The following is a 20,684-nucleotide window of genomic DNA, read 5'->3' as shown; positions in this document are numbered from 1 at the left end:
GCGCGCCGTAAGCTATGCTGAACTAGTTCGCATCCGCCGCACTTTCCGGAGATCGATCATGCGCCATCGCCTGTCCGTCTGGCTGGCCGCCACAGCGGCAACCCTGCTGTGCGCTTGTGCCACGCTCCAGCCCGTGGAAACCGCCCAGAAGATGATCGGCAGCCCGCAAAGCGCCGTGCGCGATACCTTCGGCGCCCCATCCGAGACCTACCAGCTCGCCAACGGCACCAGCCGGTGGATCTACTCGAAGCAGCCGCTGGGCTTCGAGGTCTACGCGGCGGACTTCGACGCCGGCGGCAAGCTGACCAACTTCCGCCAGATGCTGACCGAGAAGGAGATCTATGAGGCCCGCCCTGGCGTCTGGACCAAGCAGGACGTTGCCGAGCGCTTCGGCAAGCCGCGCGAGCCGGTCGAGTACTACCCCTTGATGAAACGCGAGGCGTGGTCCTACCGGCTCTACGCCGGCGCGTATCAGCCGGCGCACTTCAGCGCGTACTTTGACGACCGGGGCGTCCTGGACCGCACCATGATCATCGTCGATCCGCTTGGTGGGGATGCGCGCGACGGCAGCAAGTAGGCGCTGCATTGGGCTGGCGATCACTCCGGCTACGGCGCCCTAGTGAGCGTCAGTACGGCAATCGGCACTGTAGAACGCCACGCATGTCGGGCTTCCGGTTTCGGCGAGCGTCCGCGGCAAGCCCCCGGCGGACTGCCCTGGCATGCCACGCAGCGCGAACGCCTTGATGGTGTCCGAGTCCTCGTTGGCCACTATGAGGTCGCAGCCGGAAGGATCGGTCGTGATAAAGCGCGGCGTCCTTCCCTGCGTCGAAACCCAATGCGTCCGCAAGGGCACGCCCGTCGCACTGTCGAGCGCCATCACGGCAAGGCTGTCGTGCCCGCGATTGCTCACGATGATGCGGCGGCCGCCCTCATCCAGCACGATGCCCGCAGCTTGGTTATGCCGCTGGAAATCCACAGGCAGCAGCGGACAAAGGTGCAGCAACCGGCATCCGCCTTCAGAGTCCAACGAATAAGTCGCCAGGGTCGAGTCAAGTTCGTTGACCACGTAAAGCAGTTCGCCGTCAGCGCTCAATACCGCATGGCGCGGGCCTGATCCGGGCCGGGCCTGGATCCACGTCTGCGACCCGGCCACCCATTGGCCTTGCGATGCATCGAAGTCGACTATCCGGACAAGGTCGCAGCCTTTGTCGGGAAAGATCAGTCGATTGGTATGCGGGACGCGCAGCGCCTGATGCGGGTGTGGCCCGCGCTGGTCCGCGCCGCGTGGACCGGGGTGGCCCTCGAAACGGAGCAGATTGGCCACGGGCACGAGCGAACCGTCGTGCCGGACTGGCAGGGCGGCCGCCGTGCCAGTCGCGTAGTTTGCGATCACCAGGAAGTCGGCCTCCCGGGTCAGGCAGAGATGGACCGGATTCCTGCCTTCGGTGCTCTGCCGGTTCAGCAGCGCCAGCATCCCGTTGCGCGGGTTGATGGTGAAGGCGCTGACGTAGTCCTCATCGCCGTGCACGGCGTACAGGACCTCGCGGTGCCGGTCCACCAGCAGGTAGGACGGATTCACCAGACCGTCCAGGCGCTGCACATGGCGCCAGCTTCCTGCATTGTCCACGGACCAGACCTCTATGCCCTGGCCTCGCGCCGCGCGTGCGCGTGATGTCCGGCATCCGGTATAGGCGTAGGCCGCCATCTTGCCTCCCACTACTACTTATAACTTCTGCGCTTCATAACGCAATCTGATCAGCCGAGGATGGCTACCGTCGGCACCACAACTACGTGCCGGCAGGATAGATCATCCACGAAATTACCCCGTCAGATTCGTACCCTATGCGTAAGCAGGCGAACTCATAACACGCAAGCAAATTTCCTTGCTGCTTGATTCAATGCATTATATGATCACAAAACGCTAAATGCACGCATATCAAAAAGGAGACACCGATCATGAAGACTGCCTGCAATCTGCGCCGCCGCTCAATCATCCAGGGACTGGCCATCGCGCCGTTCGCCGGCGTCGGCGCCCTCACCTCCCCGGCAGCCAGGGCCCAGGGCGCATTTCCGGCCAAACCCGTCACGTTTATCGTGCCGCAGGCCGCCGGTGGCGGCGCCGACCTGTTGTGCCGCACGGTCCAGGCGAAGGCCCAGGAAGTGCTGGGCCAGTCGATCATCATCGACAACCGGCCCGGTGCTGCCGGCAATATCGGCACGGTCGCAGGCGCCCGCGCCGCTGCGGACGGATACACGATGACCTTCGTCAACCTGTCCACCATGGCGCTGAATCCGCACCTGTATTCCAAGCCAGGCTATTCGGTCGCCGACTTTGAACCACTGGTCTGGATGGCCTCGGTGGCGAACATCCTGGTGGTCAATCACAATGTCCCGGCGAAAACGCTGCAGGAATTCATTGCCCTGGCGAAATCGAAGCCAGGCAAGCTGACCTACAGTACCGCCGGCAACGGCAGCGGCAACCATCTCGGCGGCGAAATGCTGAAGACCATGGCACAGATCGATCTGGTCCACGTGCCGTACAAAGGCGGCGCGCCGGCGGTGGTCGCAGTCCTTGGCGGCGAGGTCGACGCCAGCATTGCCGACCCGCTTGCGGTGCTCCCGCATATCAGATCCGGGAAATTGCGCGCGCTCGCCGTGACCAGCGCCAGACGCGCTGCCAGCTTGCCTGATGTGCCGGCCATTGCCGAAGTGGTGAAAGGCTATGAAGCCACCTCGTGGGCTGGCGCGGTCGTGCCTAAAGGCACCCCGGCGGCAGCTTCCCAGAAGCTCAGCCAGGCCCTGCTGGCCGGCCTGAAGGATCCGGCCAACGCCGAGAAACTGCGCAGCCAGCTATATGAGCCCACTGCGGCACCGGGCCCTGAATTCGCCGCGCTGATCCGCAAGGAGAATGAAAAGTGGTCCAGGCTTATCAGGCAGCTAGGCATGCGCATCGACTAAGCGCGCGGCGCAAAGCCAGGTTTGCCCGGCGTCGTGGCAAAATGCAGTGTGCAAACACCGCAGCCCGTCGGCAGCCCAGGCTCGCCGACGCGACGACCGCCGCCCAGCATCCGACCATGAACCTGTCCCAACTCCAATCCCGGGTTGCCCGGGAGATTGTTGCGCTAGCACGCCTCGACAGCCTGCGCGCGGGCGATCACCTCGCCGAAAGCGCCCTGGCGGAACGGATCGGCGTGTCCCGCTCTCCGGTCAATGTCGCCCTGCGCTTCCTGGTGGAAATGGGCGCCGTGGTCCACGACCACAACCGCGGCTACTTCCTTGACAAGGATGCCTCGGCGCTTTCCGCGATTGCCGAGGAGCTGTCCGCGGAGCCTGACGATCCGCTCTACCTCAAGATCGCCGAGGACCGGCTGAACAAGACCTTGCCGGACCTGGTGAACGAGGCGGACATGATGCGCCAGTACAACGTCTCGCGCAGTGCGTTGCGCAAGGCCCTGTCCCGCATCCAGGAAGAAGGCTGGGTCGAGCGCTCGATCGGGCATGGCTGGACCTTCTTGCCCATGATCGATTCGGCGCAGGCCTATGAAGAAAGCTACCTCTACCGCACCGCGCTGGAGCCCACGGGCCTGCTGAGCCCCTGGTTCAAGGCCGACCTGGTCGAACTGGCGTCGCTGCGCCGGCAGCAGCGCGCGATCGTCGAAGGCGGCTATAAGTCGATGACGCCGATCGAGCTGTTCGAATCCAACAGCCGGTTCCACGAAATGCTGGCGAAATGGTCTGGCAACCGCTTCATCATGCAGTCGGTCAAGCGCATGGATTCGATCCGCCGGCTGGTCGAGTACGGGCAAGCCAGGAACCGCAAGCCGCGCCAGGAACAGGCGATCGAACATCTCGCCATCCTGGATGCGATTGCCGCGCAGGACATGCTGAAGGCCGCCTCGCTGATGCGCGAGCATCTGGAAGGCGCACGACGCCGCAAGGTCCACACCGCCAACGTCTTCAAGAGCGCCGCGTGAGTTGAGCAAACCGTGTTCGCCGCGGCGGGCTTTTCCTCCCTACTGCATTTTGTTGACACACGGTTCAATTCCGCATGTATCGGCGCACAGCAATGCCAGAATAAAAATGCCCGGACCGGCAGTCGCGGGCCCGGGCATCAACAGGCATCAGCCGATCCGGCTGACCCGCCCTTTTACTTCTGAGCGACCGACCAGAAGGTCCGGGCGTTGGTGAATTCACGGATGCCGGCCGCGGCAAGCTCGCGTCCATAACCAGACTTCTTGGTCCCGCCAAACGGGATGCGCGCATCCGATGCCGTGACGGCGTTGATGAATGCTGCGCCGCTGGTCACGTTCCTGGCCACCTTGAGGGCGCGCTCCGTGGAAGCCGACCAGATGCTCACCGACAGCCCGAACGGCGTGGCGTTGGCAAGGCGTGCGGCATCCGCATCGTCTTTGGCCACGGCAATGGCGGCCAGCGGACCAAAGGTCTCTTCGTCAAAGGCCGCCATGCCAGGCTTCACGCCGCCCAGCACCGTGGCCTCATAGAAGAAACTGCCGGCACCGTCCACAGGCTTGCCGCCGGCCAGCAACACCGCGCCGGCCTCCAGCGATTGACGAACCTGCCGGTCCAGCGCATCGCGCAAATCGCCTCGCGCCAACGGCCCCATTTGTGTCGCAGGCACAGCCGGATCGCCCACGACCAGCGCGCGAGCGCCCTCGACGAAGCGCTCGGTGAACGCTTCCGCAATCGCCTCCGACACAATGAAGCGCTTGGCACAGACGCAGCTCTGGCCGGCATTGTGATAGCGCGCCTTCAGCGCGGCGGCCACGGCGGTGGGAAGATCCGCGTCGTCAAGGACGATAAAGGCGTCCGAGCCGCCCAACTCGAGTACAGACTTCTTCGAAGCGCGCCCGGCGGCGGCACCCACCGCAGCTCCGGCGCGATTCGAACCGGTCAGCGTCACGGCGGCAATCCGGTCGTCAGCGATCAGGCGATCGATCGTCTGCGGCACCTCCGACTCGGCGATCACCATGGCCGTCACCAGGTGCTCAGGCAAACCCGCGTCCAGGAACAACTGCTCCAGTGCAAGCGCGCATCCCGTGACGTTCGGCGAATGCTTGAGCAGCACACCATTGCCCGCCGCGATGGCCGGGATCGCAAAGCGCATCACCTGCCAGACCGGGAAATTCCACGGCATGACCGCCAGCACCAGCCCGATCGGCTCGTAGCCGACCCAGGCATCGACGCCGTCGATGCTCACCTTCTCGTCTGCCAGGATCTTTTCCGCGTTATCGGCGTAGTACAGCGCGGTGACGGCGGACTTCTCTATCTCGCCGGCGGCTTCGCCGAGCACCTTGCCCATCTCGGCGGTGATCAGCGCGGCAAACTTGTCACGCTGATTCCGCAATTCCGCGGCCAGGCGCCGCACGGCCTCGACGCGCGCCGCAAGCGGCTGGCATCCCCATGCCGTTGCCGCGGCATGGCCCGCGGCAACGGCTGCTTCGATCTGCTGCGCCGACCAGGCTTCATAGGTCTGCAGCGGTACTCCGTTGAACGGATTGACGGTGGTGATGGTTGTGGTCATGACTTTCGATTCCTGCCGGATGTCTGTCGCGGCCAGCGCGCCTGCGATGCACGGCTGGCCGGGATCGCCTGCTAGGCGTGGTGGAACAATTGGGTACACAGGGTATTGACCTGGCTGCCTTTCACGACGCATGCGTCAGCGGCCTCGCGCCATCTGGCGAAATGCGGTGCGGCCCGATGGGCGTCGATGGCGGCCTCATCCTCGTACAGTTCGTAGAAGATGAATCGATGCGGGTTCTTCAGGTCCCGCGTGACATCGAAGTACTTGCAACCCGCTTCGTCGTTGAACGTGCGGGCCGCGTTTTCCTCGATCGCGGCCAGGAACTGGTCCAGCCGCTCCGGGTAGACGTCCAGGGTGACAATGAGTGCAATCATGTGAAGCTCCGATAGTCAGGCGGTGGTCGCAGGCGGCAGTGCCGCGCCGGTTTCCGTGCCGAGTTTTTCCAGGCTCTGCCACGTGGTGTCGGCAATGGGGATGCCGGCTTCCTTGCGCTGTTGCGTGCTGCGGTCTTCGAGCTCACCGGGGAAGAAGATCTCCTGCACCCCTTCGGCGGTCGGGACGGCCTTGACCTCTTCGATCAGGGCCTCCATGCGCTGCTCGAATTCCTCAAGCGCCATCATCGACTTGATGTCGATCGTCAGCAGCAGATGTCCGCAGCCGCTCTTGCGGTTTGCCTCGTAGGGCCCTGCCACGTTGGCGCCAAAATGGCTTCCGGTCAGCACGCCCGACAGCACGTCCATCATGAAAGAGATGACATAGCCCTTGTGTCCGGCCATCGGCAGGATCAGCCCATGGATGGCTTCGCTCGGGTTGGTGGTGGGTACGCCATTGGCATCCGCGGCCCAGCCGTCGGGAATCGGCACGCCACGCTCGGCGGCCAGGTAGATCTTGCCTCGCGCCACAGCGGTGTTGGCAATGTCCATTACGGCAACGCCGCGCTTGCCGGCCGGCGCGGCAATTGACCAGGGATTAGTGCCGATGCGCTTGGCGCGCCCGCCCCACGGCGCCATGGCCGGGCTGGCATTGGTCGCAAGCATGGCGACACACCCGGCCTCGGCAGCCATGCGGGTAAAGTAAGCCGCCGTGCCGAAGTGGTTGGAATTGCGCACGCCCACGGCGCTGATGCCATGCTGGCGGGCGCGTTCGATGCCAAGTTCGACAGCCTTCGCCGTCAGCACCTGGCCGATGCCATGGTTGCCATCGATCACCGCCACCGCGCCCGCATCCACCGCCAGCGAGGCATCGGCCACGGGCGACATCACGCCGCTGCGCAGCCGCTCCACATACCAGGGCAGGCGCAGCATGCCGTGCGACGAGTGGCCCCAGAGTTCTGCAGCCACGAGACTGTCCGCGAGCAGGTGCGCGTCGGCGGCGGGAACGTGCAGGGATTCCAGCACGGCCGTGCCGAACCGGGTCAATTCATTTGCCTGAGCGATCTGCGGCATTTCAAGCTCCTAGGAATTCCAGATATGCGTGAGTCGTGTCCGGGGTCGCGCGGCCTATACCGCGAATGCGCCGGTAAGCCCGCCCACCGCCAGCATCACCAGCCCAACCAGGACGGCACGCCAGATTGTCTTGCGTGCGTGTTCGCCGATCTCGACCTTCGCCAGGCCGACCAGCAGCAGGAACGACGCCACGAGCGGGCTCGACTGGTGCAGCGGCTGCCCGACGATGGCGGCGCGAGCCATCTCTTCCGGCGAAATCCCGAAGTGCGATGCGGTCTGCGCCAGGATCGGCAGCACGCCGAAGTAGAAGGCATCGTTGCTGGTGAAGAAGGTCATGGGGATGCTGATCAGCCCGGTGACCAGCGCCATATGGGGCCCCCACGCTTGCGGAATCACGTTGACCAGCCACTTCGCCATGGCTTCCACCATGCCGCTGCCGCTGAGGACGCCGGTGAGGACCGTCGCGGCGAACACCATGCCCACCACGCCAACGATGCTCGACGCATGGGACTTGATCTGCTCCGATTGCTCCGCGACCCTGGGGAAGTTGATCACCAGCGCAATCGCGACACCAAGCAGGAACACGACCGGAGAGGGAATGATGTCGACCACCAGCAGCGTCATCAGCGCCAACGTCAGCAGCGCATTGAGCCAGGTCAGGTGCGGCTTTGCATACGGTCGATGCAGAATCAGTCCACCTTCCGAAATCGGGACCGAGAAATCATCGGGCGTTCCGCCCGTGACCGTGGGCTGACTTGCATGGTGCTCCACCTGCATCGCTGCCACGCTGCCCGCCTCTTCCATGGCCACGCCAACGGTAGCGGCGCCAATGCCTGCGAGAGACGGCTCCGGCTGCAGGATGCCGGGGCCAACGCGCGTCGCCGGCTTCCACTCGACATGCCCGATGCGCGCACGCTCCTGACGACCAAGCACGTAAGCCAGGGCCAGCAACGCGCCGATTGACGCGACGATGGCCGGGATCATCGGCACGAAGATATCGACCGGGTTCAGTTTCAGTGCTGCTGCCGCGCGCGCGGTCGAGCCGCCCCATGGCACTGTGTTCAGGATGCCGTTTGCCGTCGCGGCAATGAATGTCAGAACCCATGGGCTCATGCCGAGCCTGAGATAGATCGGCAGGAATGCGGAAGTGACGATGATGAAGGTGGTCGACCCATCCCCGTCCAGGGAAACAATAGTCGTCAGCAAGGCCGTGCCGATCGTCAGCCGTACCGGATCGTGCTGGACAAAACGCAGGATCAGTCGGATCAGCGGATCGAACATGCCCACGTCGATCATCATCCCGAAGTAGATGATCGCGAAGAACAGCAGGCAAGCCGTAGGCGCCGCCGTCTTGATCGACGCGACGATGGCCTTGCCCAGGTCCAGCCCGCCACCGGCGACCAGGCCAAACAGGATGGGGACGATGATCAGCGCAGCCACCGGCGTGATCCGCTTTGTCATGATCAGGTACATGAACGTGGCGATCATGCCGAAACCAAGGAAAACCAGCATTTTTTGTCTCGCGTCGTTGTATTCGGGCTTTGCGGTCGACGTGGGGGAACCATCGATGTCGACTTGCTTGCAGCGAGGCGTGGCCTCGCGGACTGCCCGTATGTGATGAAGCGCAACGCGTGCAGACCCAACTGATTCAGCTGGCCCGGACTTGCGCAATGCCCGTTGGCAAACGGGGGGAAAATGCCTCCCGTGCGAGAGGCCTGGCTGGAGAGGACTCGCCCGATCAGCGCTTGCCGTGCTCGGCGGCCACCGGATTGGTCGCGCCACTCTCCGTCAGCGTCCGTGTTGCATCCACAGTCGCGTAGATCCACAGGATCTTCATCGGCTTGGTCGTGGAGATGTTGCGGAAGCGGTGATTCACGTTCGGCGGGATGAAGGTCACGTCGTGCGGCTTGAGTTGGTACTCAAGGCCATCGATGTCCAGGATCGCCTCGCCCTCCATCAGCACGACGCTCTCCTGGCAGTTGTGGCTGTGGAAAGGGATCTCGACACCGGGATCGAACAAGGTATAGCCGGTGATGAAGCTGCTGGTGCCGAGTTCGCGCGAAACCAGGGGCGTCGTGCGCGCGCCACCGCCGCGCTCGTGGACCGGCAGCGTTTCGGGCTTCAGCAGAACGGCACCTGAGGGGGTCTTGTTGCTCATGCTACGTCTCCATGCAAGAGATTGGGCGATACCGGAGGCGGTCACCCGATGGACGCAGTATAGCTTTTTGTGAAAATATAATGCAATGAGAGCGACCCAAGAGTAAACCCTGATTCGCGGGTTTTCCTAGACCTATCTGGGCGATAAGATCAAATGAAAAGGGAAGCCGGAACCGTCAATGCACTATGGAATGACATTAGTCATTCAAGTGAATGAGCCGGCAGCGGCCCGCCCCGAGACATGAGGCGCCGCTTACGTTGCTTTCACTCGAGAACCAGAAGGGTCGCCGACCAGGCCTGGCTTGCCTGGACGGGCATCCCACGGCGCTCCGAAATCGGCCTCAAGCCGCTGGCTATGGTCAGCCCTGCTTGGACTGCCCCGCCGCCGCAGCACCAGGCTTGCGCAGCATCTTCTCAACCTCACCCGCATGCAGTTCCTCCAGCTGGATCAACTGCCGCGCATACTCCTCCAGCGCGACGGAGCGGCCTTCGACCAGGCCCAGCAACTCACGGTACAGCGCCAGGGCCTGCATCTCCGTCGCCAGCGATTCACGCAGGATCGTGCCGATATCGGTCGTGTGGCTGTCCAGCAGTTCGCCGATGCCGAGCGAAGGATAGGCGCCGAGGGTCGTGATCCATTCTCCGGCCTGGTGCGCATGCAGCAGCGACTCATTCGCCTGTTCACGCAGCCACGACACGATCGGAATGCGGCCGAAGCCGAAGATCAGGAATGAATAGTGCGTGTAGCGCACAACACCGGCAAGCTCGGCCTCGAGTATCCGATTGAGCACGCCGACGATCTTGTCCTGTTCGATTTCCGTCATGGCATTTCTCCCTGAGGTGGGGTTCGACGGTAAGCCTGTACCGCAGCCGGAGCGCTGCGCGCTCCCGCCACTAGCGGTAAACAAGAACAGGGATCCGGCAGTGCGTGAGTACCTTCTGGGTTTCACTTCCCACCAGCAGGCCCTCCAGCCCTCTGCGGCCGTGCGACGCCATGAAGATCACGTCACACCCGTGCCTCGCGGCGGCATCGATGATGCCTCTGTAGGGCACCGTTGTCGTCATATCCGTTTCGCAGGTCACGCCAGCCGCCTTGGCTGCGGCGACAACCTCCTCCAGCACCGCGCTGGCCCGCTCGGCCTCTTGCTCCTCGAAGGCCTTGCGCCTGGGATGGCCGGCATCGCCTGACGCCACGTACGGATACTCCTCCATGCACGTATAGACTGTCAGCCTGACGCCACCGGCTTTGACAAAACCGATAGCCGCCTCCATCGCCATTTTTGAAAGTTCTGAGCCGTCGGTGGCCAGCAAAATGTGCTTGAACACGGTACCCCTCCATACACGGTTGTTCCCGGCGGAATGAGACTGTCCGCCAGTCAAAATCCAGTATGGACAAGAATCCGTCTCCCGGCAGGGACGCCGCGATGGCACCGGCCCGGCACTTGCGCCTCGCCGCTTCGGGGAACAGCTTCGCCGAAGCGGCGAGAACGATGCCGACCAGCCTTACTGCATGTGCTGCCCGCCGTTAATGGCGATATTGGACCCGGTCACATAGGCCGCTTCCTCCGAGCACAGGTAGGCAATCAACGCCGCGACTTCTTCCGGCTTGCCGACGCGGCCGACCGGAATCTGCGGCAGGATCTTGGTCTCCATGACTTCCTTGGGCACGGCATTGACCATCTTGGTGGCAAGGTAGCCCGGCGAGACCGTGTTGACCGTCACGCCCTTTCTTGCCACTTCCAGCGCGAGCGACTTGCTGAAGCCGTGCATCCCGGCCTTGGCGGCAGCGTAGTTGGTCTGGCCGAAAGCGCCCTTGGAGCCGTTGACCGACGAGATGTTGATGATGCGTCCCCAGCCGCGCTCGACCATGCCTTCGCAAAGCGGCTTGGTGAGGTTGAATACCGAATCCAGATTGGTCCGCATCACGGCATCCCAGTTCGGCTTGTCCATCTTCTTGAAGGCCATGTCGCGGGTAATGCCGGCGTTGTTCACCAGGATATCCACGCGGCCCACGTCAGCCAGGATCTGCGCGGCGCATGCCTGGCAGGCGTCGTAGTCGGATACGTCGACCTCGTAGGCGCGCATCTCGCGGCCGGTGGCGGCCATCGCGGCAAGCCAGTCCTGCGCGTTGGCATTGCCCGGCGAATGCGTCACGACCACGGCATAGCCAGCGTCGTGCAATCTGATGCTGATGGCTTCTCCCAGTCCACCCATGCCACCTGTTACTAGAGCGATTCTCTTCGTCATGCTGCGTATTTCTTTGTCGAAAGGTTGAAAAGCCCCTGCCTTGCCGGAAAGGGCTTTTCCCCGATTGTTACTGGCAATTTCCCGTTGCCCTGGCGCGAAAAAAGCGCGGGCCAGCCGGACCGGAAAATCCGGTCCAGCTTTGCAGATTTCTTCGGGAAGGTTGGCGTCGCGGCGCGGCAAGCCAGGGGACCTGACGTCCCTGGCCTGCAAAAAGCCCGCGATTTCTGTTCAGCGCGCTGGCATGGCCTGCTTTGCCAGCGGTACGCCGTTACTGCTTGGAAGCGCGGGGCGCTGCCTGCTGTGCCGCGCCGTTGGCGGCAGCAGCTGTCGTGGCAAAGTTGGTCTTGGCAACTTCAGCCGTCTGCTTTGCCACGCTCTGGAGGGACTGATAGGTGCTGCTGGCAGCGGCCACGCTGGATTGCAGCAGCGCGGTCAGCGCTTCCGACCCGGCCGGCGCGTTCTTCACGAAGGTGTCAACGAAGGACTGCACATTGCGGTTGTGCTGTTCGTACTGGGCCTCGACTGCCCGGGACAGTTCCGCCTGCGTGTTCGACGCGATCTCGTACACATTGCGCGCATAGGCAACGGCCTTCTCCGCGGCAGGCTGGCCCAGATTGCTCTGCACGGCGAACACTTCGCGCAGGTCCTTGCCGGCCAGCACGGCCTGGACATTTTCCTGGCCTTCGGCAAGCGTCGTCCTGGCTGCCTGCAGGTTCAGCTCGGTCAACTTCTGGAAGCCGTCAAAGGCCATGTTCGTCAGCGCGAACAGGTGATTCAGGTTCGACTTCTGCACTGCAGCAAATTGATCGGGCGTAAAAGGTGACATGCGTATCTCCTTTGGATTGATCGCACGGATTGGCGCAGCAGTGCTGGCAATCCGCCAAGGTCAGGGTTTCCGGACTGGCGGCGCCGCCAATCCTGCAGCGCACCATCCGAGTCCGAATCCTAGAGCGTTTCCTCTAATTTAATCCCTAGGTACAAACCCAAAAAGTATTGAAGACATGACAACAAAAGTGCCTCATGAAGCATCTAACTTACATGTGCTTACGTAGAAATGGTGCAGTGCATAACAGATGTAAGGCAGGCTTAACTCGGCAGGTCGGACGGTCCGGTCAACCGGCGAAACATCGTTGCAGGCTGGAAACGGCAGCTGGGCCGTCGACCGGGCATCGACAGAGAAGAGAATCTTGCGGGAGCTGGCTGCCCCCCCGCTGCGTCGCCCAACCGTGCGACGAGCTGCCGCAGTGGTGAAGCTGCCTGGTGGCGCTGAACACTGCTATATTGCTCGCCAAAACAGGCACCGCTCTCGTGGGTAAATCGCATCGCCGGCCATGGTTCACCGGCCTTCTCCTCGTTGTCTTCCTGGCAGCTCAACTGGCAGCGGCGGCGTACGCCTGTACCGGCAGCCGCTACCAGATGGAGCACGGCGACACGATGGCGGCGATGACCGAGTCCTGTGCCGATATGGCAGCCAGCGACGGCGAGAAGGGTGTCGACCAGAGCGGGCTTTGCCTCGCACATTGCCAGGCCGATTCCAGGCACGCCGACCATGCTTCGCCGCAGCTTCCGGCCTTCATGCCGGTGCTGATGCGCGTCATCGAGCCAACGCGCGTGGCCATGGCAGAGGTTCGCGTTGCGCTGCGCCCCCAAGTAGAGCCGCGCGGCCCGCCACCGCTCAACATCCTTCACTGCAGTTTCCAGACCTAGCCTCCGGTCCGACGTGATCTCGTCCTGCCCGCTTCCACGCGGGCAGCAGTCGTCGTTCCTGGAGGCTTTATGTTTTTTCTACGTCACCTGACCGTGGCGCTGCTCAGCGCGCCCGCGGTCGGCCTGGCGGCGCCGCAAGGCGCGCCCGGGCAATCCGCCCCTTCCCTTTCCCTCGAGGAAACCGTCGCAATCGCCAGTGCCTATGCCGGCGATGCCGAATCGTCGCGCGGCGCTGTGGAGGCCGCCGGGCAAATGGCGGTCGCCGCCGGCCGTCTGCCGGACCCCGTACTCAAGCTCGGCATCAACAACGTACCGGTCAACGGCCCGGACCAATTTTCGCTGAGCCGGGATTCCATGACCATGCGCTCGATCTCCGTGATGCAGGAGTTCACGCGCGCGGACAAGCGCCGCGCCAGGGCCGCGCGCTTCGAAGCCGAAGCCGCCGCCGCCGACGCGCAGCGCGCGGTGGGCCTGGCAGGCGTGCAGCGCAATGCGGTCAATGCCTGGCTCGACCGGTGGTATGCGGAACAGGCCGGCGTGCTGCTCGGCCACCACAGCCATCCGCTTGAACTGGCGCTGCAGGCCGCCACCGCGGCCTATCGCAGCGGACGCGGCTCGCGTGCTGACGTGCTGGCGATGTCGCTGGAAATACAGAAGCTGCACGACCGCGAGGACGAGAACCGCGCCGCACTGGCGAGCGCCATGCTGAACCTGGAGCGCTGGGTCGGCGCCGCGGCCGGGCGCCCGCTATCGGCGCGGCCACCGCTTGAAGTGCCGCAAGGCGCCCGGCAGTTGGCAAGGGGAGAGTTCGATGCCGTCCCCGAACTGTCGGCTGCGCAGCGCGACGTTGCACTGGCCGAATCGGAGATCCAGGTGGCAACAGAAGCCCGCAAGCCGGACGTGACCGTCGAGCTGATGTACAGCCAGCGCGGCTCGGCCTACTCGAATATGGGCTCGCTCAATGTCAGCTTCCCGCTGCCGTGGGACCGGGGCAACCGCCAGGACCGCGAAATCAGCGCGCGGCTGGCGCAGGCCAACGACGCGCGGGCCAGGCTGGAAGTGGTCCGCCGCAACACCCAGGCCATGGTCGGCGCCAGGCTGGCCGAGCTGCAGCGCAACCTTGACCGGCTGCGGCGCTACGACGACAAGACCTTGCCGCTCGCCAGGGAGCAGGCGGACGCGGCGCTGACGGCATACCGCGCCAACACTGGCTCATTGCTGGCCGTCGCCGAAGCCAACCATCGCGCCATCGACACGGCCATGGATCGCCTGCTGCTTGAGGCAAAGACCGCGAAGCTCTGGGCGGACCTGAATTACCTGGTTCCGCTTCCCACCGCCCAGACCGAAGCCGCCGTGAAGGAGGCCAAATGAAGAAGCACGCCATTGCAGCAGCGGCCGGGCTGGTCGTCGTCTGCCTCGCCCTCTACGGCGCTTACCGCTTCGGGGTTGCACGCGGCACGCAAACTGCGCAGCCGTCGAGCACGCCTGCCGCGCAATCCACCTTGCTCAAGGCCGGCGACATCGATCCCAAGACCGGCAAGAAGATCCTCTACTGGCACGATCCCATGGTGCCGGGCCAGCGCTTCGACAAGCCCGGCAAGTCGCCCTTCATGGACATGCAACTGGTGCCGGTCTATGCGGACGGCGATGGCAGCGGGAGCGGCGTCACCGTCGACAGCCGTGTCGCGCAGAACCTCGGCATTCGCACGGCCGAGACTAAGCCTGGACGGCTGGCCGCGATGCTGCAGGCGCCAGGCAATGTCGCCATCGACGAGCGCAGCGTGCAGGTCATCCAGGCGCGCACCAACGCATATGTGCAGCACGTTGGGGTCAGGGCAACGCTTGATCCGGTCAGGCGCGGCCAGGCGCTGGTCACCCTGTATTCGCCCGACTGGGTTGCGGCGCAAGAGGAATACCTCGCCGTGTCGCGCATGGCAGGAAGCGAGCATCTGGGCGATCTGCGCGGTGCCGCCAGGGCGCGCATGCTGCAGGCGGGCATGACGCCAGGCCAGGTCGGGGAGATCGAGAAATCCGGCAAGCTGCAGCCCGGTGTTGCCATTGCAAGCCCGCTCGATGGCCTCGTGACCGAGGTCGCGGTGCGCGACGGTATGACCGTGTCGCCGGGCATGACGCTCTTCCGCCTGGCCGATCTGAGCCAGGTCTGGGTAATTGCCGAAGTACCGGAGGGCCAGGCCGGCACCATCCGGCCCGGCATGGCGGCCACGGTACTGCAGAGCGGCGCGCCCGCCCCCATTGCCGGCAAGGTCGACGCCATCCTTCCCGACGTCAACGCGGCGACACGCACCATCAAGGTCCGCATCGTCCTGCCCAACCCGGGCAGGCGCCTGTTGCCGGGCATGTTTGTCACGGTCAGCTTCGACAGTAGCCCGCAGCAGGAAGCGTTGCTGATCCCGTCGGAGTCGGTCATCCGCACGGGTCAGCGCAATCTCGTCATGGTCGATGCCGGCCAGGCAGGGTTCGTTGCGACCGAGATCAAGACTGGCCGCGAGGCCGATGGCATGGTCGAGGTGCTGGACGGGCTGGCACCGGGACAGAAGGTGGTCACGTCCGGGCAGTTCCTGATCGACTCGGAAGCCAGCCTGCGTGGCAGCGTGGAACGGATGACGGCCACGCCCGCAGCGTCTGCACCCGCCGCGCCGGCCGCCGAGCATGAGGGCACGGGCCGCATCGAAGCCGTCAACGGCAGCGAGAGCCTGACCATCTCGCACGGCCCCATCCCGTCTGCACAGTGGGGCGCGATGACCATGGACTTCGCCGCACCGCCAACAGGCCTGCCAAAGGGACTGAAGCCTGGCGACCGCATCCGTTTCCGCTTTCACCTGGACCGCGATGGCGCGGCCACGCTGTCGTCGGTCGAGCCCGCCGGCAATGCCCAGGGAGCCAGGCCATGATCGCGCGCCTTATCCTGGCTTCGATCCGCCACCGCTTCCTGGTCCTGCTGGCCACGGTGATGCTGACCGCATGGGGCCTGTGGGCGGTGCGGAACACGCCGCTCGACGCCCTGCCCGACCTTTCCGATGTGCAGGTGATCATCCGCACGCCATTCCCCGGCCAGGCACCGCAGATCGTCGAGAACCAGGTCACGTATCCGCTGACCACCACCATGCTTTCAGTACCCGGCGCCAAAACGGTACGGGGTTACTCCTTCTTCGGCGATTCATTCGTCTACGTGCTGTTCGAGGATGGCACCGACCTGTACTGGGCACGCTCGCGGGTGCTGGAATACCTGAACCAGGTGCAGTCCCGCCTGCCCGCCGCGGCCAGGCCGGCACTGGGGCCGGACGCGACCGGCGTCGGCTGGATCTACGAGTACGCGCTGGTGGACAAGACCGGCCGACATGACCTCGGCCAGTTGCGTGCGCTGCAGGACTGGTTCCTGCGCTTCGAGCTGAAATCACTGCCCAATGTGGCCGAGGTCGCTTCGCTGGGCGGCATGGTGAAGCAGTACCAGGTGGTGCTGATGCCGGACCGGATGCGCGCCTACAACCTGTCGCAGGGCAAAGTGCTGGCGGCGCTCAAGGGCGCCAACCAGGAAGCCGGCGGGTCGGTGCTGGAAATGGGCGAGGCAGAGTATATGGTCCGCGCCAGCGGCTACCTGAAGACGCTCGACGATTTCCGGCAGATCCCGCTGGCGACCAGCGATGCCGGCATTCCGGTGCGGCTCGGCGATGTCGCCATCGTGCAGCTTGGCCCTGAGATGCGGCGCGGCATCGCCGAGCTCGACGGCCAGGGCGAGGTTGCCGGCGGCGTGATCGTGATGCGCTCGGGCAAGAACGCGCTGGAAACCATCGAGGCGGTCAAGGCAAAGCTCGCCACGCTGCAGAAGAGCCTGCCGGCCGGTGTGCAGATCGTCACCACCTACGACCGCTCTGCCCTGATCAACCGTGCCGTGGACAACCTGACACACAAGCTGGTCGAAGAGTTCGTCGTCGTCGCGCTGGTGTGCCTCCTGTTCCTGTTCCACCTGCGTTCCGCGCTGGTGGCTATCGTCTCGCTGCCGCTGGGCGTGCTGGCCGCCTTCCTGGTGATGCGCTACCAGGGCATCAACGCCAACATCATGTCGCTGGGCGGGATCGCCATTGCCATCGGCGCCATGGTCGATGCCGCAGTCGTCATGATCGAGAACGCGCACAAGCACCTGGAGCACTGGCATGCGGACCATCCCGGCCGGGAACTGAGAGGGGACGAGCGCTGGAGCGTGATCGGCCGGGCCGCCTCCGAGGTCGGACCGGCGCTGTTCTTCTCGCTGCTGATCATCACGCTGTCGTTTATCCCGGTCTTCACGCTGGAGGCGCAGGAGGGCCGGCTGTTCTCGCCGCTGGCCTTTACCAAGACCTACTCCATGGCCGCGGCGGCGGGCCTGTCGGTAACGCTGGTGCCGGTGCTGATGGGCTACATGATCCACGGCAGGATTCCTTCGGAGCAGTCCAACCCCTTGAACCGATGGCTGATCCGCGCCTATCGGCCCGTGCTAGCACGGGTGCTGGCCTATCCGAAGACCACCCTCGCGATCGCCGCGGTGCTGCTGGCCGCGACGGCGTGGCCGGTGATGCATACCGGCGCCGAATTCATGCCGCCGCTCGACGAGGGCGACCTGCTCTATATGCCGTCGGCGTTGCCCGGCCTTTCCGCCGGCAAGGCCGCGCAACTGCTGCAACAGACCGACCGCCTGATCAAGACCGTGCCCGAGGTGGCGACCGTGTTCGGCAAGGCCGGCCGTGCCGATACCGCGACCGATCCGGCGCCTCTGGAGATGTTCGAAACCACCATCCAGTTCAAACCGCGCGACCAGTGGCGTGCCGGCATGACCCCCGACAAGCTGGTGGAAGAGCTCGACCGCGTGGTCAGGGTGCCGGGCCTGTCCAACATCTGGGTGCCGCCGATCCGCAACCGCATCGACATGCTGGCCACCGGCATCAAGAGCCCGGTCGGCATCAAGGTGGCGGGCGCGGACCTGAAGGAGATCGATCGCCTGGCAACGCGCATCGAGGAGGCCGTCAGGACGGTGCCGGGGGTGACGTCGGCGCTGGCCGAGCGGCTGACCGGCGGACGCTATGTCGATATCGACATTGATCGCGTAGCGGCCGGCCGCTATGGGCTGAACATCGCGGATGTGCAGAGCGTGGTGTCGTCGGCCATCGGCGGCGACAATGTGGGCGAGGTAGTCGACGGACTGGCGCGCTTTCCGATCAACGTCCGCTACCCGCGCGACTACCGCGACTCGGTGGAGCAACTGCGCGGCCTGCCCATCGTCACCGACAAGGGCCAGCAGATCGTGCTGTCCGACGTGGCGCGCACCCAGGTGGTGCAGGGACCGCCGATGCTGCGCAGCGAAAACGCGCGCCTGTCGGGCTGGGTGTATGTCGACATCCGCGGGCGCGACCTGCGCTCGGCCGTCCGGGATATGCAGGCCGCCGTCGCGAAAGCGGTGCCGATGCCGGCCGGCTACTCGCTGAGCTGGTCGGGGCAGTTCGAGTACCTGGAGCGCGCCGCCGCAAAGCTGAAGGTGGTGGTGCCGTTCACGCTGCTGATCATCTTCGTGCTGCTATACATGGTGTTCGGCCGTCTCGATGAGGCCCTGCTCATCATGGGCACACTGCCGCTGGCGCTGATCGGCGGCTTCTGGCTGCTCTACCTGCTGGGCTACAACCTGTCGGTTGCCGGCGTAGTCGGCTTCATTGCGCTGGCGGGCGTGGCGGCGGAATTCGGCGTGATCATGCTGCTCTACCTGAAGCAGGCATGGGCCGCGCGCGAGCACCAGGGCGATGCCAGCCTGCCCGCGCTGCTTGAAGCCATCCAGGAAGGCGCGGTGCTGCGCGTGCGCCCCAAGGCAATGACCGTCGCCGTGATCCTGGCCGGCCTGGTGCCGATCATGTGGTCGCATGGCACCGGCTCCGAGGTCATGCAGCGCATTGCCGCGCCGATGGTGGGCGGCATGCTCACCGCGCCATTGCTTTCACTCTTCGTGGTGCCGGCGGTGTATTGGCTGATACGCAGGCGCCAGACCAGTCCTCAACCTGTTCCCACCCACCCCTCACTTCATAAGGAACCGCAATGACATCCATCAAGACGCTCGCCCTCTTCCTTGCTTTCGCCACCACGCCGGCCGCATTCGCAGCCGGGTCGATGGATGGCATGAATATGAAGGCGCCCGCGCTCTCACAGCAGGCACCGCAACCCGTGGCGGCCGAGATCAGGAAGATCGATGCGCAGACCGGCAAGGTCACGCTCAAGCACGGGCCGATCACCAATCTTGGCATGGGTCCGATGACCATGGCGTTCCCCGTCAAGGATCGGGCATCGCTGAAGGATTTCAAAGAGGGCGAGGCGGTATCCGTGACGTTCGACAACGTTGATGGCAAGCCTACCGTCGTGGAAATGCGGCGCAAGTGAGGCGGAGCTTCGCGGAAGGTGATTGCGCGTTCGATGCGCAATCACTGGATCACGGCCGGGAACAGCTTTGCCTTTGCCCAGCTCACGTCTTGGTGCCCAATCGCTCCTTCAGGAACTCGATGAAGCGCTGTGTCTTTGCCGGCAGCAAACGTGTCTCGGTCAGGGCATAAGCCGGCGTCGGCCTGGTGCCGGTTCAACTTGGCCTTGCCCGCGGCCCGAGATCGTGCGCGCCTTGACCGCGGCGCATGCAATCAGCCCCGGCAGGTTGGACCGGGGCTGTCAGATTGGTTAGTGCAGTTGGCGCTTCAGGTCAGCAAGTTCCGAATGCATCGAACTGACTGCATCCTTGACCTTTGCATCGAGACCGCCGGCCTGCTGGCAAGCGCGGTCTGCACGATCACCGATCCGTTCGAGATCATCGACCCACTGCCGGATCCGATCCTGATCCTTGGAGGACGCGACCTTCGATGCCGATTTGCATTCCTTGTCGAGCTCATCCACCCAGTTCATCAAGTCTTGTGGAATCCTCGCATCGGCATGACAAGTCCGTGATGCCTCGCTGATGGTTTGCTGCAGATGACTAAAACGTTGCTGCATTTCACTGGCTTGCAACATGATGCCCCCTTCGTGAACATCAATCCACATGAATTCAGGCAGCAGATGATTGTGTGTTGCCTGTGCCATTGTCATTCGCCCGCATCAATCGGCTGCCACTGAAGTTGCGTTGCGCAGCCCCGAAGCACGCGAAGGGCACTTTTTCAGTCTAGGTCAAAATCGACCGCACGCTCCGATGTGATCCCCGGGGTTCCGCGGCATCACTAGGCATTAGCCGCGCCTCGCTATATCTTGAACTCAAGACAGTCCGGCGCTCGGACTGAGCCACGGACCTGCGTAAATTGCCGGAGGCTGAAATGCTGGAAAAAAAGCGGTCTTACAAGGGATTCCACGTTGCCCTGTTCGTGCCGGAGGTGATTGAGCCAGGCAAGCCAAGCGGGCGAGTCCAGATCTCCACGCGCAATAAGGACATGGACATGGGCATCCGCTTTACGCCGGACTGGCCCCATCCGCCCGCAACGCTGCAGGAGGCAGAGGACTGGCTTTTTGCCTACGCCGCCGGGATCATCGATTGTGAACTGGCTGGCGGCTTCGGCATTGATCTCAGGAACGAGTAA

The 20,684-nt window shown here is 64.1% G+C and carries 20 protein-coding genes and 1 pseudogene; 9 read left to right on the top strand and 12 right to left on the bottom strand.

What is annotated here, in order from left to right; translation table 11 throughout:
- The first annotated feature begins 58 nt into the window (after positions 1-58).
- On the top strand, positions 59-577 hold the full coding sequence (locus DN412_RS25765; RefSeq protein ID WP_115214170.1) for a hypothetical protein: 519 nt from the start codon (positions 59-61) through the stop codon (positions 575-577).
- A 39-nt stretch (positions 578-616) separates the two neighbouring features.
- Here DN412_RS25765 and DN412_RS25760 read toward each other — a convergent pair whose 3' ends face one another.
- Positions 617-1,705, bottom strand: a complete 1,089-nt coding sequence (locus DN412_RS25760; RefSeq protein ID WP_115214169.1) for a lactonase family protein — start codon at positions 1,703-1,705, stop codon at positions 617-619.
- Between the two features lie 251 nt (positions 1,706-1,956).
- Between DN412_RS25760 and DN412_RS25755 the strand changes: the two genes are divergently transcribed.
- Together DN412_RS25755 and DN412_RS25750 are read left to right on the top strand one after the other, a co-directional pair.
- Positions 1,957-2,958 carry a Bug family tripartite tricarboxylate transporter substrate binding protein gene (locus tag DN412_RS25755; RefSeq protein WP_115214168.1) on the top strand — a complete coding sequence of 334 codons (1,002 nt, stop codon included), beginning with the start codon at positions 1,957-1,959 and terminating at the stop codon, positions 2,956-2,958.
- Positions 2,959-3,074: 116 nt separating this feature from the next.
- Positions 3,075-3,974 (top strand): GntR family transcriptional regulator, encoded by a 900-nt coding sequence (locus DN412_RS25750; protein ID WP_115214167.1) that lies wholly within the window; start codon positions 3,075-3,077, stop codon positions 3,972-3,974.
- Positions 3,975-4,147: 173 nt separating this feature from the next.
- On the opposite strand, the gene DN412_RS25745 is transcribed toward DN412_RS25750, so the two are convergent.
- From DN412_RS25745 to phaP3, 9 genes are all read right to left on the bottom strand, one after another.
- On the bottom strand, positions 4,148-5,542 hold the full coding sequence (locus DN412_RS25745; protein ID WP_115214166.1) for an aldehyde dehydrogenase family protein: 1,395 nt from the start codon (positions 5,540-5,542) through the stop codon (positions 4,148-4,150).
- A gap of 71 nt (positions 5,543-5,613) precedes the next feature.
- On the bottom strand, positions 5,614-5,916 hold the full coding sequence (locus tag DN412_RS25740) for a putative quinol monooxygenase (protein WP_115214165.1): 303 nt from the start codon (positions 5,914-5,916) through the stop codon (positions 5,614-5,616).
- Positions 5,917-5,931: 15 nt separating this feature from the next.
- Entirely contained in the window at positions 5,932-6,987 is a 1,056-nt protein-coding gene (locus DN412_RS25735) for an Ldh family oxidoreductase (RefSeq protein ID WP_115214164.1), read from the bottom strand.
- Between the two features lie 54 nt (positions 6,988-7,041).
- The gene (locus tag DN412_RS25730) at positions 7,042-8,499 is read right to left on the bottom strand and encodes a CitMHS family transporter (protein ID WP_115214163.1); all 1,458 of its coding nucleotides are present in this window, start codon (positions 8,497-8,499) and stop codon (positions 7,042-7,044) included.
- Positions 8,500-8,725: 226 nt separating this feature from the next.
- Complete coding sequence (locus DN412_RS25725; RefSeq protein ID WP_115214162.1) at positions 8,726-9,145, bottom strand: cupin domain-containing protein; 420 nt, start codon at positions 9,143-9,145, stop codon at positions 8,726-8,728.
- A 358-nt stretch (positions 9,146-9,503) separates the two neighbouring features.
- On the bottom strand, positions 9,504-9,968 hold the full coding sequence (locus DN412_RS25720) for a ferritin-like domain-containing protein (RefSeq protein WP_115214161.1): 465 nt from the start codon (positions 9,966-9,968) through the stop codon (positions 9,504-9,506).
- Positions 9,969-10,038: 70 nt separating this feature from the next.
- Complete coding sequence (locus DN412_RS25715; RefSeq protein ID WP_115214160.1) at positions 10,039-10,470, bottom strand: universal stress protein; 432 nt, start codon at positions 10,468-10,470, stop codon at positions 10,039-10,041.
- A gap of 177 nt (positions 10,471-10,647) precedes the next feature.
- Entirely contained in the window at positions 10,648-11,391 is a 744-nt protein-coding gene (phbB, locus tag DN412_RS25710) for an acetoacetyl-CoA reductase (RefSeq protein ID WP_115214159.1), read from the bottom strand.
- A gap of 268 nt (positions 11,392-11,659) precedes the next feature.
- Positions 11,660-12,217 carry a TIGR01841 family phasin PhaP3 gene (gene phaP3 / locus DN412_RS25705; RefSeq protein ID WP_115214158.1) on the bottom strand — a complete coding sequence of 186 codons (558 nt, stop codon included), beginning with the start codon at positions 12,215-12,217 and terminating at the stop codon, positions 11,660-11,662.
- Positions 12,218-12,699: 482 nt separating this feature from the next.
- Between phaP3 and DN412_RS25700 the strand changes: the two genes are divergently transcribed.
- From DN412_RS25700 to DN412_RS25680, 5 genes are all read left to right on the top strand, one after another.
- Positions 12,700-13,098 carry a hypothetical protein gene (locus DN412_RS25700; RefSeq protein WP_115214195.1) on the top strand — a complete coding sequence of 133 codons (399 nt, stop codon included), beginning with the start codon at positions 12,700-12,702 and terminating at the stop codon, positions 13,096-13,098.
- A 69-nt stretch (positions 13,099-13,167) separates the two neighbouring features.
- Positions 13,168-14,469, top strand: a complete 1,302-nt coding sequence (locus DN412_RS25695; RefSeq protein WP_115214157.1) for a TolC family protein — start codon at positions 13,168-13,170, stop codon at positions 14,467-14,469.
- The gene (locus tag DN412_RS25690) at positions 14,466-16,010 is read left to right on the top strand and encodes an efflux RND transporter periplasmic adaptor subunit (protein WP_115214156.1); all 1,545 of its coding nucleotides are present in this window, start codon (positions 14,466-14,468) and stop codon (positions 16,008-16,010) included. Before DN412_RS25695 ends, DN412_RS25690 begins: the two co-directional genes overlap by 4 nt.
- Positions 16,007-19,177, top strand: a complete 3,171-nt coding sequence (locus tag DN412_RS25685) for an efflux RND transporter permease subunit (RefSeq protein ID WP_115214155.1) — start codon at positions 16,007-16,009, stop codon at positions 19,175-19,177. Before DN412_RS25690 ends, DN412_RS25685 begins: the two co-directional genes overlap by 4 nt.
- The gene (locus DN412_RS25680; RefSeq protein WP_115214154.1) at positions 19,174-19,512 is read left to right on the top strand and encodes a copper-binding protein; all 339 of its coding nucleotides are present in this window, start codon (positions 19,174-19,176) and stop codon (positions 19,510-19,512) included. The genes DN412_RS25685 and DN412_RS25680 overlap by 4 nt, the downstream gene beginning before the upstream one ends.
- An 82-nt stretch (positions 19,513-19,594) precedes the next feature.
- Here the strand turns inward: DN412_RS25680 and DN412_RS44675 are convergent.
- Positions 19,595-19,696: pseudogene (locus DN412_RS44675) on the bottom strand (LysR family transcriptional regulator); the annotation flags it as partial.
- 104 nt (positions 19,697-19,800) lie between these two features.
- Complete coding sequence (locus tag DN412_RS25670) at positions 19,801-20,127, bottom strand: hypothetical protein (RefSeq protein ID WP_115214194.1); 327 nt, start codon at positions 20,125-20,127, stop codon at positions 19,801-19,803.
- Between the two features lie 281 nt (positions 20,128-20,408).
- Here DN412_RS25670 and DN412_RS25665 point away from each other — a divergent pair, with 281 nt between their 5' ends.
- The gene (locus DN412_RS25665) at positions 20,409-20,684 is read left to right on the top strand and encodes a hypothetical protein (RefSeq protein WP_244222783.1); all 276 of its coding nucleotides are present in this window, start codon (positions 20,409-20,411) and stop codon (positions 20,682-20,684) included.

This window comes from Cupriavidus lacunae, assembly GCF_003353055.1.
Classification (GTDB): Bacteria; Pseudomonadota; Gammaproteobacteria; order Burkholderiales; family Burkholderiaceae; genus Cupriavidus; species Cupriavidus lacunae.
This window is presented reverse-complemented; position numbering and strand designations above follow the sequence as displayed.

What these genes read in the sequence shown, in the direction of transcription:
- DN412_RS25680 (WP_115214154.1), top strand. Translation starts at nt 19,174, where the DNA reads ATGACATCCATCAAGACGCTCGCCCTCTTCCTTGCTTTCGCCACCACG.
- DN412_RS25750 (WP_115214167.1), top strand. Translation starts at nt 3,075, where the DNA reads ATGAACCTGTCCCAACTCCAATCCCGGGTTGCCCGGGAGATTGTTGCG.
- DN412_RS25720 (WP_115214161.1), bottom strand. Translation starts at nt 9,968, where the DNA reads ATGACGGAAATCGAACAGGACAAGATCGTCGGCGTGCTCAATCGGATA.
- phaP3 (WP_115214158.1), bottom strand. Translation starts at nt 12,217, where the DNA reads ATGTCACCTTTTACGCCCGATCAATTTGCTGCAGTGCAGAAGTCGAAC.
- phbB (WP_115214159.1), bottom strand. Translation starts at nt 11,391, where the DNA reads ATGACGAAGAGAATCGCTCTAGTAACAGGTGGCATGGGTGGACTGGGA.
- DN412_RS25765 (WP_115214170.1), top strand. Translation starts at nt 59, where the DNA reads ATGCGCCATCGCCTGTCCGTCTGGCTGGCCGCCACAGCGGCAACCCTG.
- DN412_RS25755 (WP_115214168.1), top strand. Translation starts at nt 1,957, where the DNA reads ATGAAGACTGCCTGCAATCTGCGCCGCCGCTCAATCATCCAGGGACTG.
- DN412_RS25725 (WP_115214162.1), bottom strand. Translation starts at nt 9,145, where the DNA reads ATGAGCAACAAGACCCCCTCAGGTGCCGTTCTGCTGAAGCCCGAAACG.
- DN412_RS25745 (WP_115214166.1), bottom strand. Translation starts at nt 5,542, where the DNA reads ATGACCACAACCATCACCACCGTCAATCCGTTCAACGGAGTACCGCTG.
- DN412_RS25670 (WP_115214194.1), bottom strand. Translation starts at nt 20,127, where the DNA reads ATGTTGCAAGCCAGTGAAATGCAGCAACGTTTTAGTCATCTGCAGCAA.
- DN412_RS25695 (WP_115214157.1), top strand. Translation starts at nt 13,168, where the DNA reads ATGTTTTTTCTACGTCACCTGACCGTGGCGCTGCTCAGCGCGCCCGCG.
- DN412_RS25740 (WP_115214165.1), bottom strand. Translation starts at nt 5,916, where the DNA reads ATGATTGCACTCATTGTCACCCTGGACGTCTACCCGGAGCGGCTGGAC.
- DN412_RS25760 (WP_115214169.1), bottom strand. Translation starts at nt 1,705, where the DNA reads ATGGCGGCCTACGCCTATACCGGATGCCGGACATCACGCGCACGCGCG.
- DN412_RS25730 (WP_115214163.1), bottom strand. Translation starts at nt 8,499, where the DNA reads ATGCTGGTTTTCCTTGGTTTCGGCATGATCGCCACGTTCATGTACCTG.
- DN412_RS25735 (WP_115214164.1), bottom strand. Translation starts at nt 6,987, where the DNA reads ATGCCGCAGATCGCTCAGGCAAATGAATTGACCCGGTTCGGCACGGCC.
- DN412_RS25690 (WP_115214156.1), top strand. Translation starts at nt 14,466, where the DNA reads ATGAAGAAGCACGCCATTGCAGCAGCGGCCGGGCTGGTCGTCGTCTGC.
- DN412_RS25685 (WP_115214155.1), top strand. Translation starts at nt 16,007, where the DNA reads ATGATCGCGCGCCTTATCCTGGCTTCGATCCGCCACCGCTTCCTGGTC.